11 protein-coding genes are annotated in these 16,000 nt (G+C 56.9%); 4 read left to right on the top strand and 7 right to left on the bottom strand.

The genetic code is table 11. The features are described 5' to 3' along the window. Positions 1 to 10: 10 nt before the first annotated feature. Positions 11 to 2,716 carry an HTH-type transcriptional regulator MalT gene (gene malT / locus FHW74_RS10820; protein WP_183170437.1) on the bottom strand — a complete coding sequence of 902 codons (2,706 nt, stop codon included), beginning with the start codon at positions 2,714 to 2,716 and terminating at the stop codon, positions 11 to 13. Positions 2,717 to 3,208: 492 nt separating this feature from the next. Here malT and malP point away from each other — a divergent pair, with 492 nt between their 5' ends. Further along, on the top strand, positions 3,209 to 5,611 hold the full coding sequence (gene malP, locus FHW74_RS10815; RefSeq protein ID WP_183170436.1) for a maltodextrin phosphorylase: 2,403 nt from the start codon (positions 3,209 to 3,211) through the stop codon (positions 5,609 to 5,611). Positions 5,612 to 5,620: 9 nt separating this feature from the next. After that, positions 5,621 to 7,729 carry a 4-alpha-glucanotransferase gene (malQ, locus tag FHW74_RS10810; RefSeq protein ID WP_183170435.1) on the top strand — a complete coding sequence of 703 codons (2,109 nt, stop codon included), beginning with the start codon at positions 5,621 to 5,623 and terminating at the stop codon, positions 7,727 to 7,729. A 65-nt stretch (positions 7,730 to 7,794) separates the two neighbouring features. Here the strand turns inward: malQ and nfuA are convergent, their stop codons facing one another. Together nfuA and gntX are read right to left on the bottom strand one after the other, a co-directional pair. Then, positions 7,795 to 8,370 (bottom strand): Fe-S biogenesis protein NfuA, encoded by a 576-nt coding sequence (nfuA, locus tag FHW74_RS10805; RefSeq protein WP_002436473.1) that lies wholly within the window; start codon positions 8,368 to 8,370, stop codon positions 7,795 to 7,797. A 58-nt stretch (positions 8,371 to 8,428) separates the two neighbouring features. Then, the gene (gene gntX / locus FHW74_RS10800; protein WP_183170434.1) at positions 8,429 to 9,112 is read right to left on the bottom strand and encodes a DNA utilization protein GntX; all 684 of its coding nucleotides are present in this window, start codon (positions 9,110 to 9,112) and stop codon (positions 8,429 to 8,431) included. A 34-nt stretch (positions 9,113 to 9,146) separates the two neighbouring features. On the opposite strand from gntX, the gene bioH reads away from it, so the two are divergent. Both bioH and FHW74_RS10790 read left to right on the top strand, forming a co-directional pair. Beyond that, a complete protein-coding gene (bioH, locus tag FHW74_RS10795) occupies positions 9,147 to 9,950 on the top strand; it encodes a pimeloyl-ACP methyl ester esterase BioH (RefSeq protein ID WP_183170433.1) in 804 nt (267 codons plus the stop codon). A gap of 98 nt (positions 9,951 to 10,048) precedes the next feature. Further along, positions 10,049 to 10,318 carry a DUF1471 domain-containing protein gene (locus FHW74_RS10790; RefSeq protein ID WP_183170432.1) on the top strand — a complete coding sequence of 90 codons (270 nt, stop codon included), beginning with the start codon at positions 10,049 to 10,051 and terminating at the stop codon, positions 10,316 to 10,318. 58 nt (positions 10,319 to 10,376) lie between these two features. Here FHW74_RS10790 and feoC read toward each other — a convergent pair whose 3' ends face one another. The 4 genes from feoC to FHW74_RS10770 all read right to left on the bottom strand — a co-directional run bounded on the left by feoC (position 10,377) and on the right by FHW74_RS10770 (position 15,957). Next, complete coding sequence (gene feoC, locus FHW74_RS10785; RefSeq protein WP_183170431.1) at positions 10,377 to 10,613, bottom strand: [Fe-S]-dependent transcriptional repressor FeoC; 237 nt, start codon at positions 10,611 to 10,613, stop codon at positions 10,377 to 10,379. 9 nt (positions 10,614 to 10,622) lie between these two features. Beyond that, positions 10,623 to 12,941 (bottom strand): Fe(2+) transporter permease subunit FeoB, encoded by a 2,319-nt coding sequence (feoB, locus tag FHW74_RS10780; protein WP_183170430.1) that lies wholly within the window; start codon positions 12,939 to 12,941, stop codon positions 10,623 to 10,625. A 21-nt stretch (positions 12,942 to 12,962) separates the two neighbouring features. Next, positions 12,963 to 13,187, bottom strand: a complete 225-nt coding sequence (feoA, locus tag FHW74_RS10775; RefSeq protein WP_161661134.1) for a ferrous iron transporter A — start codon at positions 13,185 to 13,187, stop codon at positions 12,963 to 12,965. Positions 13,188 to 13,638: 451 nt separating this feature from the next. Beyond that, positions 13,639 to 15,957 (bottom strand): Tex family protein, encoded by a 2,319-nt coding sequence (locus tag FHW74_RS10770; protein WP_183170429.1) that lies wholly within the window; start codon positions 15,955 to 15,957, stop codon positions 13,639 to 13,641. Positions 15,958 to 16,000 lie beyond the last annotated feature (43 nt).

The raw sequence follows: 16,000 nt of genomic DNA, 5'->3' as shown, positions 1-16,000 counted from the left end.
CCGGGTGCTTTTACACCCCGTATCCCATCATTTTAAGCAGTTGTTGGGCATGCTGCACCGCTGCCTGGCGATGCGCCACGCCCAGTTTCTGATACAGATTGCGAATATGGGTTTTGATGGTGGTCGCGGCCACATCCAGCTCGCCGGCGATTTGATCGTTGCTGTAACCGGAATAAATCAGCCCCAGCACCTGCCATTCGCGCTGGGTGAGCGGGCTGGTGCGGATCAGTTCCGGCACTTCAGGATGGGTTAATAACCGGGTGACAAAATTCTCGTCAAAATGGGCGAACTTGTGCCGGTGATGCTGGTTAATTTCACGCAAAATCAACTGCGCGCGATGCTGCTCCAGCTCCGGCAACGTGTTGAGTTGGATCAGCTGGCGCAGCTGTTGCGCCATGGCTTCGCCTTCAATCACGAAATGGCTGACGAAACCGGTGCGGTTGGACAGCGTGAGCGCTTCCAGCAGTACGCGCTGGGCGTCGCTTCTGCGGCCTGACTGCCAGTAAAGCTGGTTCAACAGCAGCAGGTTGCGGTTGATATCGCTCATCAGGCGCAGGCTACGCGCGTTTTCATTCAGCTCTTCCAGCACCATCTCTGCCGGATCGAAATCCCCCAGCAGAATCTGCGCGCGAGCGATGTTGCGCCACTGGCTTTGCAGGAAATGGTTATCCGCAGAGCCGGGCTTCGGCGTCTGGCGCAGCCAGTTGGCGGCAGCGGTTTTATCGCCGGTCATTTGCCAGTAGATCACCCGCACTTTATCGGCGTTCGACACCCAGTCGCTGTGATACGGGCCGCTGCCCAGCAGGTTTTCCAGACGGTTTAGGTGGTTACGGGCATTATCCAGCGCGCCGCGCGCCAGCGAGCTTTGCACCAGCAGCGCCAGGCACTGCAACTGCTGCTGCGGTTGGTAATTCGCCAGCACCTCGATACCCTGACGGGCGCAGGCTTCGGCCTCATCCAGACGCGCCCAGGCCCACAGTAGCTGCGCCCGGATGCGCAGCAAAAATTCATGCAGCGGCAGTTGTTCCAGATGCTGTTCGCGGATCAGGGCGAAGGCTTTATCCTGAGTTTCCCAGGCGGCCTGTAAAAAACCCTGGGCGAACAGAATTTCGCTTTGCTGGATCAGGCTCCACAGGGCGTAATGCCATACGTCATGGCGACGGGCCATCATTTCGGTCTGCTGCATCACCACCAGCGACTGGCTGAGCTCGCCTTTGCAGTGCAGTACTTCGCCGTGCACCGAGGTGGCGACGATGCGGCTGTAAAAGCTGGCCAGCGGCAGCGTGTCGAGTGCGATAATCGACAGCCGCTCCGCCTCTTGCGGATCGCCGTCGTTAATCGCCACCTGGGCGCGCAGCGCATTAAATTCGCCCTGCAATGTCTCGTCCATTTCGCCGTTCATTTCCTGTTCGGCGCGGGCGAGGAGGGTGTTCACTTCGCCGTAGCGATGCTGGCTTTGCATCAGCCATGCCTGCAATAGCACCAGTTTCGGGTTCGCCAGCAGGCTCTCCCAGGGCAGCGCTTTCAGGGACTCTTCCAGCAGCGTCAGTTCGCTGTGATTAAATAAGCCCCAGGCGTGATTCAGCAGAATATCGCGCAGCATCGCGGCATCGCCTGCCGCCAGCGCGTGGTGGATGGCTTCGCCGGGGAAGCCCTGCGCCATCCAGCCTTCGGCGGCAGCGCGATGAATTTCCGGCAGTTGCGTCGCCAGTTCCCACTGGCAGCGCTGGCGCAAAAAGTTACCAAACAGCGGATGATAGCTAAACCACTCGCCGCTATCGTCCATACGTTGCAGGAACAACCCCTGGCGCTCAATCTCTTCCAGCCGCATCTGGCCGTTTTCATCGCCGGTAACGCGCACGATCAGCGCGTCATTCATGGAACGTAGCAGGGCGCTTTTTAGCAGGAACTTCCGCACATCGACATCAATATTATCCAGCACTTCATCCACCAGATAATCGGAAAGATGGCTGGCGTTAATACCTGCCAGACGGCGCGCGGACTGGTGCGCCGAGGTGTTGTTCTGGCGGGCCGAGAGGGCGATAAGCTGTAATGCGGTCGCCCATCCGGCGACGTCGTCGCACATTTTGCTGCTTTCAGCCGGTTCGATAGGCGCATTCAGGCGGCAATCAAAAAATTGTTTCGCTTCCTGATGGGTAAAGGCCAGCTGTTGGCTGCCGATTTCCAGCAGTTGGTCGCGCACCCGCAGGTTGGCGATACCGAGCTGCGGCAGATTACGGGATAACACCACCAGGCTGACATTTTCGGGCTGATGGCGCAGAAAGAAGCGCATCGCGTCATGGATCACCGGATTGGTGATGAGATGATAATCGTCGATGACCAGATACAGCGGGCGCTCCCAGTCGGCCAGTTCGATAAACAACTGGGCAAACAGGGAGTTGAGGCTGGCGTACTGGCGTTTTTGCGCCATTACTTCACTGGTGGCGCAGTGCCCGCCGGTGGCCTGCTGGATGGCGGCAATCAAATAAATCGCGAAGCGCTCCTGCTGGTTGTCCCCTTCATCCAGAGAAAACCATCCGAGATCGGATTTACCGGCAGCCCACTGGGAGACCAGTGTGGTTTTACCATAGCCCGCCGGACTGGTGACAAGCGCCAGTCGATAGTGATGCGCGCTGCTGAGTTTCGCCAGAAGCCGTTCACGTAAGACGGTATTTTCCAGACGAACCGGGCGACTTAATTTAGACGGTATCAACATAGAAGATCACTTCACTGTGTAATCCAGGCCGAATGATTTATTTTGCGCCTCGTAATTAATACTGGCATGTAGGGTCGGACACCCTATGAAGTATTGCAAGTTATGTCGATTTTAATAGCAGGTAAAGTTGCACTAAGTCACATTTCGATAACTATTATGAATGATCGCTACGCCATTCGGGTGAGGTGAGATGGGGCCTGGAGAGGCAAGTGAGACTGACAGGCCATTTTTTGGGATTTATCACCCCTGTAAAAAATCACACTTTACGTTATGGAAGAGCCGGACAAAGGTGTTTACAGATTGTTCGCTTCGTTCGGGTTTACACCCGCTGGCTGAAAAGTAATTTGAGAGCATATTGAGTGTCTGGGATCACAGTTTTGCCTACTCCCCGCTACTCCTCCCTGCCTAATCCCCCGCAGGATGAGGAATTCGCCGTGGTCGCCTGGCACACTAGCGCTAATGCCATTACTTTTTTACAGGACCCTTGTTTCTATGTCACAGACGACGTTTGACCACACCCAATTTGAGGCCGCCCTGACGCGTCAGTGGCGACGTTTTGGTTTATCCGCCGCCAGCGAGATGACGTCTCGCCAGTGGTGGCACGCCGTCAGCGCCGCGCTGGCGGAAATGCTGCGCGCCCAGCCGATGGTTCAGCCTGAAGCCAACCAGCGCCATGTTAACTACATCTCGATGGAATTCCTGATTGGCCGCCTGACCGGCAACAACTTGCTCAATCTGGGCTGGTATCAGGCAGTGAGCGACGCGCTGGCGAGCCACAACGTCAACCTGACCGATCTGCTGGAAGCGGAAACCGACCCGGCGCTGGGTAACGGCGGTCTGGGGCGTCTGGCGGCCTGTTTCCTGGACTCTATGGCGACCGTCGGCCAGGCAGCGACGGGCTATGGCCTGAACTATCAGTACGGCCTGTTCCGCCAGTCGTTCGAAGACGGCAAGCAGATGGAAGCGCCGGATAACTGGCATCGGGAAAGCTACCCGTGGTTCAGCCACAACGAAGCGCTGGATGTGCAGGTGGGCATTGGCGGCAAGATGGTGAAAAACGGCGACCAGCAGATCTGGGAACCGGGCTTTACCATTACCGGCCAGGCCTGGGATTTGCCCGTGCTTGGCTATCAGAACGGCGTGGCGCAGCCGCTGCGCTTGTGGCAGGCCACCCACGCGCATCCGTTCAACCTGACTAAATTCAACGACGGTGACTTCCTGCGCGCCGAGCAGCAGGGCATTGACGCGGATAAGCTCACTAAAGTGCTCTATCCGAACGACAACCATCAGGCCGGTAAAAAGCTACGTCTGATGCAGCAGTATTTCCAGTGTGCCTGCTCGATTGCCGATATCCTGCGCCGCCATCACTATCTGGGCCGTTCGCTTAACGAACTGGCTGATTATGAAGTGATTCAGCTCAACGATACCCATCCGACTATCGCTATTCCTGAACTGCTGCGCGTACTGATTGACGAGCACCAGATGAGCTGGGATGAGGCCTGGGCCATCACCAGCAAAACCTTCGCGTATACCAACCACACCCTGATGCCTGAAGCGCTGGAGTGCTGGGACGAGCGGCTGATCCGCACTCTGCTGCCGCGCCATATGCAAATCATCAAAGAGATCAACGCGCGCTTCAAAGTGCTGGTGGACAAGACCTGGCCGGGCGATGAGGCGGTATGGGCCAAACTGGCGGTGGTGTATGACAAACAGGTGCGCATGGCGAACCTGTGCGTGGTCAGCGGCTTCGCTGTTAACGGCGTGGCGGCGCTGCACTCGGATCTGGTGGTGAAAGATCTGTTCCCGGAATATCACCAGCTGTGGCCGACCAAATTCCACAATGTGACCAATGGCATCACGCCGCGCCGCTGGATCAAACAGTGCAACCCGGAACTGGCGGCGCTGATTGACAAGACGCTGAACAAAGAGTGGGTGAACGATTTAGACGCGCTGGCGGAGCTGGAAAAATATGCCGATGACGCCGATTTCCGTAAGGAATACCGCGCCATCAAACAGCGCAACAAGGTCAAGCTGGCTGCTTTTGTGAAAGCGCGTACCGGCATTGAAATCAACCCGGAAGCGTTGTTCGACATCCAGATTAAACGCCTGCACGAGTACAAGCGCCAGCACCTGAACCTGTTGCAGATTCTGGCGATGTACAAAGAGATCCGCGAAAACCCGAAAGCTGACCGCGTGCCGCGCGTGTTCCTGTTCGGCGCGAAAGCCGCGCCGGGGTATTACCTTGCTAAAAACATCATCTACGCGATCAACAAAGTGGCCGAGGCGATCAACAACGATCCGCTGGTGGGCGACAAACTGAAAGTGGTGTTCCTGCCGGACTACTGTGTGTCGGCGGCGGAAAAAATGATCCCGGCGGCGGATATTTCCGAGCAAATCTCTACTGCCGGTAAAGAAGCTTCCGGCACCGGTAATATGAAACTAGCGCTCAACGGCGCGCTCACCGTCGGCACGCTGGACGGCGCGAACGTTGAAATCGCCGAGAAAGTGGGCGTGGAAAATATCTTCATCTTTGGCCTGACGGTAGACGAAGTGAAAGTGCTGAAAGCCAAAGGTTACGACCCGGTGAAATGGCGTAAGAAAGACAAACTGCTGGATGCGGTGCTGAAGGAGCTGGAGAAGGGCGTCTACGCTGAGGGCGATAAGCACGCTTTCGACCCGATGCTGCAAAGTATCGGCAAAGCGGGCGGCGACCCGTATCTGCTGATGGCCGATTTCGCCTCCTACGTGGCGGCGCAAAAACAGGCGGATTTACTGTACCGCGACCAGGAAGCCTGGACGCGAGCTGCTATCCTGAATACCGCACGTTGCGGCATGTTCAGCTCTGACCGCTCGATTCGCGACTACCAGACCCGTATCTGGCAAGCCAAACGTTAAGGATATGCCATGGATAAACGCCTGAATAATGCCGCCCTCGAGGCGGGTATTAGCGCTAATTACATTAATGCTCACGGCAAAGCTCAGGCGATTGGTCCGGATACCAAGCGCCGTCTGCTGGAAGCGATGAACCGCACGCACGCGGTTAAAAAACCGGCTGCGGCGCCGATCCCCGGTGTGAAGGTGCTACGCTCCAGTACCCGCATGGCGATTACCCTTGAGGGCAAAGGTGACTTTGAATGGCTGCTAACCACGGAAGCGGGCAAGCAGCATAAGGGAAGCGCGGCAGGCGGCGACAGCCTGCGGCTTCCCGCCAAACTGGCGTTGGGTTATCACACCCTGACGCTGAAACAGAAATCCCAGCAGTGGGAATGCCGGCTGATCGTCGCGCCGAAACGCTGCTTCGAACCGGAAACCCTCGTTAAAGGCGAAAAAATCTGGGGTGCCTGCGTACAGCTGTATACCCTGCGCTCGCTCACTAACTGGGGGATTGGCGATTTCGGCGATCTGAAACGGATGCTGGTGTCCGTGGCGCAACGGGGCGGCAGTTTTATCGGCCTGAATCCGATTCATGCGCTCTATCCCGCTAATCCGGAAAGCGCCAGCCCTTATAGCCCCTCGTCGCGCCGCTGGATGAACGTGATTTATATCGACGTAAACGCGATTGACGATTTCCAGCAAAGCGAAGAGGCGCGCAGCTGGTGGGAAATGCCTACCACTCAACAAACCCTGAAAGCGGCCCGCGAGGCGCAGTGGGTCGATTATTCTGCGGTGACCGCGCTGAAAATGGCGGGCCTGCGTCTGGCCTGGAAACAATTTGCCTTACGTGGCGAAGATGACGATCAGATGCGCGCGTTTCGTGATTTTGTCGCCAGCGAAGGCGACAGCCTCTACTGGCAGGCCGCGTTCGATGCGCTGCACGCCGAGCAGGTGAAAGAGGATGGATTGCGCTGGGGCTGGCCCGTCTGGCCCGAGGGTTATCAGTCCATCGATAGCCCGCAGGTAAAAGCTTTTTGCGAACAGCACGCCGATGACATCGACTTCTATCTGTGGCTGCAATGGCTGGCCTGGAAACAGTTCGCGGAGTGTTGGGAGACCAGCCAGTTACACGGTATGCCGGTCGGCCTGTATCGCGACCTGGCCGTGGGCGTGGCGGAAGGCGGCGCGGAAACCTGGTGCGACCGCGAGCTGTACTGCCTGAAAGCGTCAGTTGGCGCGCCGCCGGATATTCTCGGGCCGCTCGGTCAAAACTGGGGATTGCCGCCGATGGATCCGCACGTGATGACCGCGCGCGGCTATGAGCCGTTCATCCAGCTGTTGCGCGCCAATATGACTCACTGCGGCGCGTTGCGTATCGATCACGTGATGTCGATGCTGCGGCTGTGGTGGATCCCTTACGGCGAAACCGCGGATCAGGGCGCTTACGTGCACTATCCGGTGGACGATTTACTGGCGATCCTGGCGCTGGAAAGCGAACGCCACCAGTGCATGGTGATTGGCGAAGATCTGGGTACCGTGCCGGTGGAGATCGTCGGCAAACTGCGCCAGAACGGGGTCTATTCCTACAAAGTGCTCTACTTCGAAAACGACTCCCGCAAGCACTACCGCGCGCCGCAGGCCTGGCCTGAGCAGGCGATGGCGGTGGCGACGACTCACGATTTGCCGACCCTGCGCGGCTACTGGGAAAGCGGCGATTTAACGCTGGGTAAAACGCTGGGCCTCTACCCGGATGAAATCGTGCTGCGCGGGCTGTATGAGGATCGTGAACGCGCCAAACAGGGGCTGCTGGATGCGCTGCACCAGTACAACTGCCTGCCGAAAAGCGTAGGCCGTAAAGCCAAAGGGATGAAAATGACGCCGCTGCTTAACCGGGCAATGCAGCGTTATATCGCCGATACGCACTGCGCCTTGCTTGGTTTACAGCCGGAGGACTGGCTGGATATGGCGGACCCGGTCAACATTCCTGGTACCAGCTATCAGTACAAAAACTGGCGGCGTAAACTATCCGCGCCCCTTGAGAAGATGTTCGCCGATGAAGGCGTCAACAAGCTGATTAAGGATCTGGATAAACGACGCCGCGCCGCATCGCGCAAGCGGGCGACGCCGAAAGCGAAGTAATAGGCAGACATAAAAAAGCCGCTGGAATACATCAGCGGCTTTTTTGTCTGTAGCGGGTCAGCAAATCAATAGTAAGAGTGCTCGCCGCGCTGGTGCTCGGTGAGATCGCGCACGCCTTTCAGTTCCGGGAATTCGTTCAGCAACTGCTTCTCGATCCCTTCTTTCAGCGTCACGTCCACCATGGAACACCCGTTGCAGCCGCCGCCGAATTGCAGGATGGCGAAGCCTTCGTCGGTGATTTCCATCAGCGACACACGGCCGCCGTGACCGGCCAGCTGCGGGTTGATCTGCGATTGCAGCAGGTACTCTACGCGCTCCATCAGCGGGGCGTCGTCAGACACTTTACGCATTTTGGCGTTCGGCGCTTTCAGCGTCAGCTGCGAACCTAACTGGTCGGTGACAAAGTCGATTTCCGCGTCTTCCAGATACGGAGCGCTTAACTCGTCCACATAAGCGGTGAGATGTTCAAAGGTCAGCGCCGTGTCGCTGGCTTCAACCGCATCCGGCGGGCAGTATGACACGCCGCATTCTGCATTCGGCGTACCTGGGTTAATCACGAACACGCGGATTTGGGTGCCTTCTTCCTGGTTAGCCAGAAGTTTGACAAAGTGCGCCTGGGCAGCATCGGAAATACGAATCATAGCAATGGCCTAATAGTTGACTATTTTACCTGGTTATAATACGCCCATCATCGACCCTCTACAAGGTTCGACACAGGCACCATACCTGGACAGTCGCCGCGCCATGGCGATGCAATAGTTTGGCAATTTCTCCGACCGTACTGCCCGTTGTAACGACGTCATCCACAATAACGATATGGAGATCGCGCACGGGCAATTCAAGGCGAAATGCCGCGCGCAGATTCTTTTTTCGCAGCCGTGCGCTGAGATGGTGCTGAACCGGCGTGTTCCTGACGCGCCTTAATGCCCGCGCCTCATAGCGGCAACCCAGCCAGCGGGCGAGCGGTTTCGCCAGCAACGCGCTTTGGTTAAAGCCCCGTCGCCAGGCCCGCCGTCGATGCAACGGCACGCTGATGATTAAATCGGGAAGCGGGAGCGCCCATTCCCGCTGGGCCTGACGCACGCGCAGTAATATCAGCCGCGCCAACGGCTGGGCCAGAGCGGTTTGTCGGTAAAACTTTAACCCCTGCACCAGTGCGTTCAACGGCGGACGGTAATCCGTCACGTAGAGCAGCCGTTGCCACGGCGGGGATTTTCGCAGGCAGCGTCCGCAGGGCAATGTGGTGACCACCGCAGGCAATCCGCAAATCGGGCAGCAGGGGGGTGGGGCGGGCAGCGCGGCATAACAGCAGGAGCAGATCCCCCACTGGGAAACGGCAAGCGGCATCCTGCATAGCCAACACAAGGCGGGTACTGTTAGCATCATCGTCTTCCTGACAAAAAAGAGACTTTAGCGAATGAATGACATCTGGTGGCAGACCCGGGGAGAGGGAAATGTTCATCTTGTGCTGTTGCACGGATGGGGACTGAATGCTGGCGTGTGGGATTGCATAAGCGAGCAATTAGCCTCGCAATTTACCCTGCATCTGGTGGATTTGCCGGGTTATGGTCGCAGTACGGATTTCGGCGCAATGGATCTCGACGCGATGGCCAGGTGCGTCCTGCGCCAGGCTCCCAAAAATGCCATCTGGCTGGGCTGGAGCCTGGGCGGGCTGGTGGCGAGCCAGATCGCGCTCACGCACCCGGAACGGGTAGACGCGCTGGTGACCGTCGCCTCCTCTCCTTGTTTCAGCGCCCGTGAAGAAGAGCAGTGGCCGGGGATTAAACCCGCCGTGCTGGCCGGTTTTCAGCAGCAGTTGAGCGAAGATTTTCAGCGCACCGTTGAGCGCTTCCTGGCGTTACAGACGCTGGGCACGGAAAGCGCCCGTCAGGATGCCCGCAGGCTGAAGGCGATTGTGCTGGATGCGCCGATGCCTTCCGTCGAGGTGCTGAACGGCGGCCTGGAGATCCTCCGGTCAGTCGATTTGCGCGCCGATCTGGCCGCACTGGCGATGCCGTTCTGGCGTATATACGGGCGGCTGGATGGGTTGGTGCCGCGCAAGGTAGCGGCCTTACTGGATGAACGTTATCCGGGTAGCCGGTCGGTGATGTTTGATAAAGCCGCCCACGCGCCCTTTATCAATAATTCTGAAATGTTTTGCGAGCTGTTGTTTAGCCTGCGCCAGCTTCTGGAAAAAGTACAAATAACAGACAATACTTAAAAAGTGGTTGTCCTTACGGGCAATTTTTATTTTTGAGGCGCTGAGTCGCCCCCGCCAGGCATCACAAAACAATAAACCTTTCTAAGGAGTGTGAAGCTATGAAATTAGTCACTGGCATTGTTACTTCTTTAGTTATCGGTTCGCTGTCATTTGGTGTTCTCGCTGCAGAAGAACTCCAGAGAGATAAAGTGGACGGTATGAACTTAACAAAGATCGGCACTATCACCACTGATGACACCACCGCTCCAATGGATGCAAGAAAAGAACTGTCGAAGAAAGCCGATGAGTTGGGCGGGAAATACTACGTCATTACCAGCGCAGAAAAGAAAACGCAGGACGTACGCGCCACTGCGGATGTCTACAAATAATGGAAAAGGCGGGGAAACCCGCCTTTTTTAGTGCCACTGCTTTCTTTATTTTGTGGTGCTATTGAAGCGTCCAGAACGTTTTTTGGCAAGCATTTCCTTCAGGGCAGCGTTTACAACTGCCTGACAAACACCCGCTCAAATCTTCCGTTACGCGCGTTGCCCGGCCCATGGCTTCAAGGCGCGCCAGCATCGCATTAATCATTGGCAGCGGCGTGGCGAGCAGTTCGCTCATCCGGCTGGCCTCCAGACGTCCCTGCAATGCCAGCAAATCCCGTACCTGTATCAGCGTCGCCATACGTTCACCTTAATGACAGTGGCTGGATGACGTTTCACAGCACACTTCCGCCGCTTTGCGCTGCCCCAGCACGCCGAGATCAACGCGGCTGCGCGCCCGGCGCAACAGCGTCAGCACCAGCACGTTAAATAACACCACCGCCAGGATGCACACCAGGCTGTACTGCGGATGCTGCTGGAAAGAGACGGTCTGGTAGTAAAGCGTCGAAAGCGAGTAGGCGATATTTAACCCCCAGAGAATGGAGAAACCCATCCAGCTACGGCTGGTTTCGCGGGCGATAGCCCCCATCACCGAAATGCAGGGAATATACAGCAGCACAAAAATCAGGTAGCTGTACGCCGACGCGCTGCTGCCGAATTTCGCGCTCATCACGCCCATAGTGCCGCTTTCCATTTCGCCGTCGCCTTTGCTGGCCTCGATCGGGTTCATCAACACGCTCAGGCTGAAGGTATCTTTCAGGCTCTGCCAGGTTTCTTCTACCGCGCCGCCCAGTTCATCGAGCAGATTAAAGCTGGCGGCATCGAACGCTTCCTGATGGATATTTTCGGCGGTGTAGAGTGTGTTTAACGTGCCGACCACCACTTCTTTCGCCATCGCGCCGGTAAACAGCCCAACGGTGGCCTGCCAGTTATCTTCCTGTACGCCGATGGGTTTCAGCAGCGGGGTTAGCACCTGGCTCACCGACGCCAGCGCGGAATCATTAATGTTGTCCACCGGCTTGCCGCTAAAAGAAAAGCTGTTTAACGCACCGACGAAAATACTGACCACCACAATCACTTTCCCGGCGCGCATCACAAAGGATTTCAGGCGCTGCCAGGTTTGTAACACCAGGCTTTTCAGATGCGGTACGTGATACACCGGCAGTTCCATCACGAATGGCGTCGCTTCGCCGCGCATGATGGTGTGCTTGAGCATCAGGCCGGTGAGGATCGCCATCACAATGCCCAGCAGATACAGTGAAAATACCACCAGCGCGCCCTGTTGGCCGAAGAACGCGGCGGCGAAGACGGCGAAGATCGCCAGCCGCGCCCCGCAGGACATAAACGGGGCCATCATCACGGTCATCAGCCGCTCGCGCGGCGCATCCAGGGTACGCGCGCCCATTACCGACGGCACGTTACAGCCGAAGCCGACAATCAGCGGGACGAAGGATTTGCCGGGCAGCCCGAGGGACTGCATCAGACGGTCCATCACAAACGCCGCGCGGGCCATATAGCCGGAATCCTCAAGGAACGAGAGGAACAAATACATCATGCCGATTTGCGGCACCAGCGGCAGAACGGTATTGATACCGCCGCCAATCCCCTGGGCGAGGAAAATCGTCAGCCATTGCGGGAAATGGAACGTTGCGCCAACCCACTGTAAACCGTGAATAAAGATCGCTGCCGAACCGACGTCAAACAGCGGTTGCAACGCGCCGCCAATGTTAATCGCCAGCAGGAACATCAGGTACATCACCAGTAAAAACACCGGAATACCGAGGAAACGGTTAATGACGATTTTATCCAGCGCGGTGGTTAAGTGGTGGGGCTCCGCGGTTAAGCTGTTGCTGACGCTGTCGCAAATGGCGGCGATGCTCTGATAACGCTCGTCGGCGATATGCAGCGCCGGATCGTCCATCTCTTCGTTAAGCCGCGCTAACGCAACGCCTAGTTTTTGCGCGGCATCACCGGCAAACGCACGGCTGTAGATATCGCCTTCCAGCATCTGCAAACCCAGCCAGCGGCGCTGGGTGAACGGCATCTCGCCGGGCATCTGTTCCGCCAGATATTTAGCCTCGCGGCAAAGCGGCGCGGCGTAATGCACGTCGATGGCGTTTTGCGCGCGATGATCGCGGTCGATGGTCCGTTTCAGGGTATCGATGCCACGCCCGCGCGTCGAAACCAGCGGCACCACCGGGCAACCGAGGCGGTTCGCCAGCGCATCAACATCAATGCGAATGTGCTGTTTCTCAGCAATATCCAGCATGTTCAGGGCAACAATGCAGGGAATACCCAGCTCGCGCAGTTGCAGCGTCAAATAAAGATTGCGTTCGAGGTTCGAGGCGTCCACCACGTTAATCAGCAGGTCGGCTTCGCCGCTCAGGATGTAATGGCAGGCAATTTGCTCGTCGAGCGAGGTCTGAGAGGAGATCGTCGTCAGGGAGTAGGTGCCGGGTAAATCCACCAGTGTGACCTGATGCCCGGGCGTGGCGAAGAAGCCCTCTTTGCGTTCGACGGTGACGCCCGCCCAGTTGCCAACCCGCTGCCGGGAACCGGTTAACTGGTTAAACAGGGTCGTTTTACCCGAGTTCGGGTTGCCGATTAATCCAATGGTTAGCTTTTTCATAGGTCAATGTGAGCTCAAAAATCAGGACGTTGCTTCAACCTGTACCAGCGCCAAATCCTTTTTGCGTAACACGAGGTTTACCCGGCGAGTGGAAATATGAATCGGATCGCCCAGCGGGGCGACGCGCACCACATCGAAAGAGGAGCCGGGGAGTAAACCTAACGAAAGTAATTTTTGACGGTAAGCCGGGCTAATTTCCCGGGCAAAGCCGGTGATTTTCCAGGTACTGTTAGCGCAAAATTGCATAGAGCCTTCTTGTCTTTCGTCGTCGGAAATAGAGTTTTCATGCCTGGAGGGCAGGCACAAAAACCAGATTCGTTGGCAGAAAAGGAAAAATCTTGATGGAATGGTATGATAATGAGAATGGTTTGTATCTTCAATGGAGAATATGTTGCTAAATACAATATTTAACCATTCATTGCTTTGGCGCAAAAAATGAAAAATAAACGCTTGAAATGCGCATTTATTAAGAAATCTTAATGATATCAGGCAATTGATTTAAATTGATGTATGCCAGGCTTTATTGGTTAAATGCGGGCTTCACCGTTTTTTTGTTATTAAAATGAGAATGGCGCGTTTATTTTATGATAATCCGCGCCGGGAAAATCAATAAAATCAATAATTGAAAATATCCCGCAGTTCTCATATTGCGAAATATTACCGCGGAAATAAAAGGCCGGTTTCCCGGCCTTTGTTGTTAACGTTTTTTACCAAAAGCGGCGGCGAGGGCATCGCCCATGGCACTATTGCCTGCGGGTTTATTATCGCGCGCGCGAGGTTTTTGCTGCTGCGCCGGACGGGATGCCGGCCCGCCAGCGCTGCGGCGAGGGGTGCTTTCGCCAGGCTGTTCGTCCAGACGCATGGTGAGCGCGATACGCTTACGCTGCAAATCCACTTCCAGCACTTTAACCTTCACGATATCGCCCGCTTTCACCACCTTATGCGGATCGTCGATAAACTTGTCCGACAACGAGGAGATATGCACCAGGCCGTCCTGGTGGACGCCGATATCCACGAAAGCGCCGAAGTTGGTGACGTTGGTCACCGCGCCTTCCAGTACCATGCCCGGCGTGAGATCGTTGAGGGTTTCCACCCCTTCGGCGAACTGCGCGGTTTTAAATTCCGGACGCGGATCGCGGCCCGGTTTTTCCAGCTCTTTGATGATGTCGCTGACCGTGGGCACGCCGAAACGCTCGTCGGTGTAATCCACCGCTTGCAGATTGCGCAATTCATTGCTGTTACCCATCAGATCGCGCAGCGACTGCCGGGTGGCGGCCAGGATGCGTTCAACCACCGGATAGGCTTCCGGGTGGACGGTGGAGGCGTCCAGCGGGTTATCGCCGTGGTTGATGCGCAAAAAGCCCGCGCACTGCTCAAAGGCTTTCGGTCCCAGACGGCTCACTTTCAGCAACTGCTGACGATTCTGGAACTGACCGTTTTCGTCGCGCCAGTTGACGATATTCTGCGCCATCATACGCGTCAGCCCGGCCACGCGGGTCAGCAGCGGCACCGAAGCGGTATTCAAATCCACGCCCACGGCGTTTACGCAGTCTTCCACTACCGCATCCAGCTTGCGCGCCAGCTGCGACTGGCTGACGTCATGCTGATACTGGCCGACGCCGATGGATTTCGGGTCGATTTTCACCAGCTCTGCCAGCGGATCCTGCAAACGACGGGCAATAGACACCGCGCCGCGCAGCGATACATCCAGGTCCGGGAACTCCAGCGCCGCCAGTTCCGAGGCGGAATACACCGATGCGCCCGCCTCGCTGACAATCACTTTCTGGGCGGTGATGTGCGGATACTGCTTCTGCACGTCAAGGAAGAAGCGTTCGGTTTCACGGGACGCGGTGCCGTTGCCGATGGCGACCAGCTCGACGTTATGTTTAGCGCACAGCGTGGCGACCGCCACGGCGGCTTTTGCGGCCTGGCCGGTGTGAGGATAAATGGTATCGGTCGCCACCAGTTTGCCGGTGCCGTCTACCACCGCCACTTTCACCCCGGTGCGCAGACCCGGATCGAGACCCATGGTGGCGCGTAGCCCGGCAGGAGCCGCCATCAGCAGATCGTGCAGGTTACGGGCGAACACATTGATGGCCTCTTCTTCGGCGCGTTCGCGCACGGTGCTCATCAGTTCGGTTTCCAGATGCATCAACACTTTGATACGCCAGGTCCAGCTCACCACGGCGCGACGCCAGCTGTCCGCCGGGGCGTTGTTCAGACGTAAGCCAAGGTGATCGATAATAATTTGTTCGCAATGGCTTTCGCGCGGCGGCTCATCAAACTGCGGATCGGCATTCAGCGCCAGTTGCAGCACGCCTTCGTTGCGGCCACGGAACATCGCCAGCGCGCGATGCGAAGGGACGGTGGAAATCGGCTCGTGATGGTCGAAATAATCGCGGAATTTCGCGCCTTCCTCTTCCTTACCGCTCACCACGCTGGCAACCAGATGGGCGTTTTTCCACAAATAGTCGCGTACTTTCGCCAGCAATGCAGCGTCTTCGGCGAAGCGCTCCATCAGGATATAGCGCGCCCCGTCCAGCGCAGCTTTGCTGTCGGCCACGCCTTTATCGGCATCGATAAACTTCGCGGCTTCGGTTTCCGGATCGTGAGAGGGCGTGTTCCACAACAGGTCCGCCAGCGGCTCAAGGCCCGCTTCAATGGCGATTTGCCCGCGGGTGCGGCGCTTGGGTTTATACGGCAGGTATAAATCTTCAAGTTCGGTTTTGCTGAGCGTGCCGTTGATGGCGGAAGCCAGTTCCGGGGTGAGTTTCCCTTGTTCTTCAATCGATTTGAGAATCGACTGGCGGCGCTCTTCCAGCTCGCGCAAATAACCCAGACGGGTTTCAAGTTGACGCAATTGCGTGTCGTCCAGGCCGCCGGTCACTTCCTTACGATACCGGGCGATAAACGGTACGGTGTTCCCTTCATCAAGCAGGCGAACGGCGGCGGCGACCTGTTCGGCTCTGGCCTGAAGTTCACCGGCGATAATACGGCTGAGTGAATCATTCATCATGGCAATTTCATCTGTTGGATGCGAAAATTTCAGGGCACAGTTA

The sequence above is a fragment of the Atlantibacter sp. RC6 genome (assembly GCF_014193285.1).
Lineage (GTDB): Bacteria > Pseudomonadota > Gammaproteobacteria > Enterobacterales > Enterobacteriaceae > Atlantibacter.
The sequence above is the reverse complement of the archived record's forward strand: the minus strand, read 5'-3'. Positions and strand labels throughout refer to the sequence as shown.

What these genes read in the sequence shown, in the direction of transcription:
- bioH (WP_183170433.1), top strand. Translation starts at nt 9,147, where the DNA reads ATGAATGACATCTGGTGGCAGACCCGGGGAGAGGGAAATGTTCATCTT.
- feoC (WP_183170431.1), bottom strand. Translation starts at nt 10,613, where the DNA reads ATGGCGACGCTGATACAGGTACGGGATTTGCTGGCATTGCAGGGACGT.
- feoB (WP_183170430.1), bottom strand. Translation starts at nt 12,941, where the DNA reads ATGAAAAAGCTAACCATTGGATTAATCGGCAACCCGAACTCGGGTAAA.
- gntX (WP_183170434.1), bottom strand. Translation starts at nt 9,112, where the DNA reads ATGCTAACAGTACCCGCCTTGTGTTGGCTATGCAGGATGCCGCTTGCC.
- nfuA (WP_002436473.1), bottom strand. Translation starts at nt 8,370, where the DNA reads ATGATTCGTATTTCCGATGCTGCCCAGGCGCACTTTGTCAAACTTCTG.
- malQ (WP_183170435.1), top strand. Translation starts at nt 5,621, where the DNA reads ATGGATAAACGCCTGAATAATGCCGCCCTCGAGGCGGGTATTAGCGCT.
- FHW74_RS10790 (WP_183170432.1), top strand. Translation starts at nt 10,049, where the DNA reads ATGAAATTAGTCACTGGCATTGTTACTTCTTTAGTTATCGGTTCGCTG.
- malT (WP_183170437.1), bottom strand. Translation starts at nt 2,716, where the DNA reads ATGTTGATACCGTCTAAATTAAGTCGCCCGGTTCGTCTGGAAAATACC.
- malP (WP_183170436.1), top strand. Translation starts at nt 3,209, where the DNA reads ATGTCACAGACGACGTTTGACCACACCCAATTTGAGGCCGCCCTGACG.
- FHW74_RS10770 (WP_183170429.1), bottom strand. Translation starts at nt 15,957, where the DNA reads ATGATGAATGATTCACTCAGCCGTATTATCGCCGGTGAACTTCAGGCC.
- feoA (WP_161661134.1), bottom strand. Translation starts at nt 13,187, where the DNA reads ATGCAATTTTGCGCTAACAGTACCTGGAAAATCACCGGCTTTGCCCGG.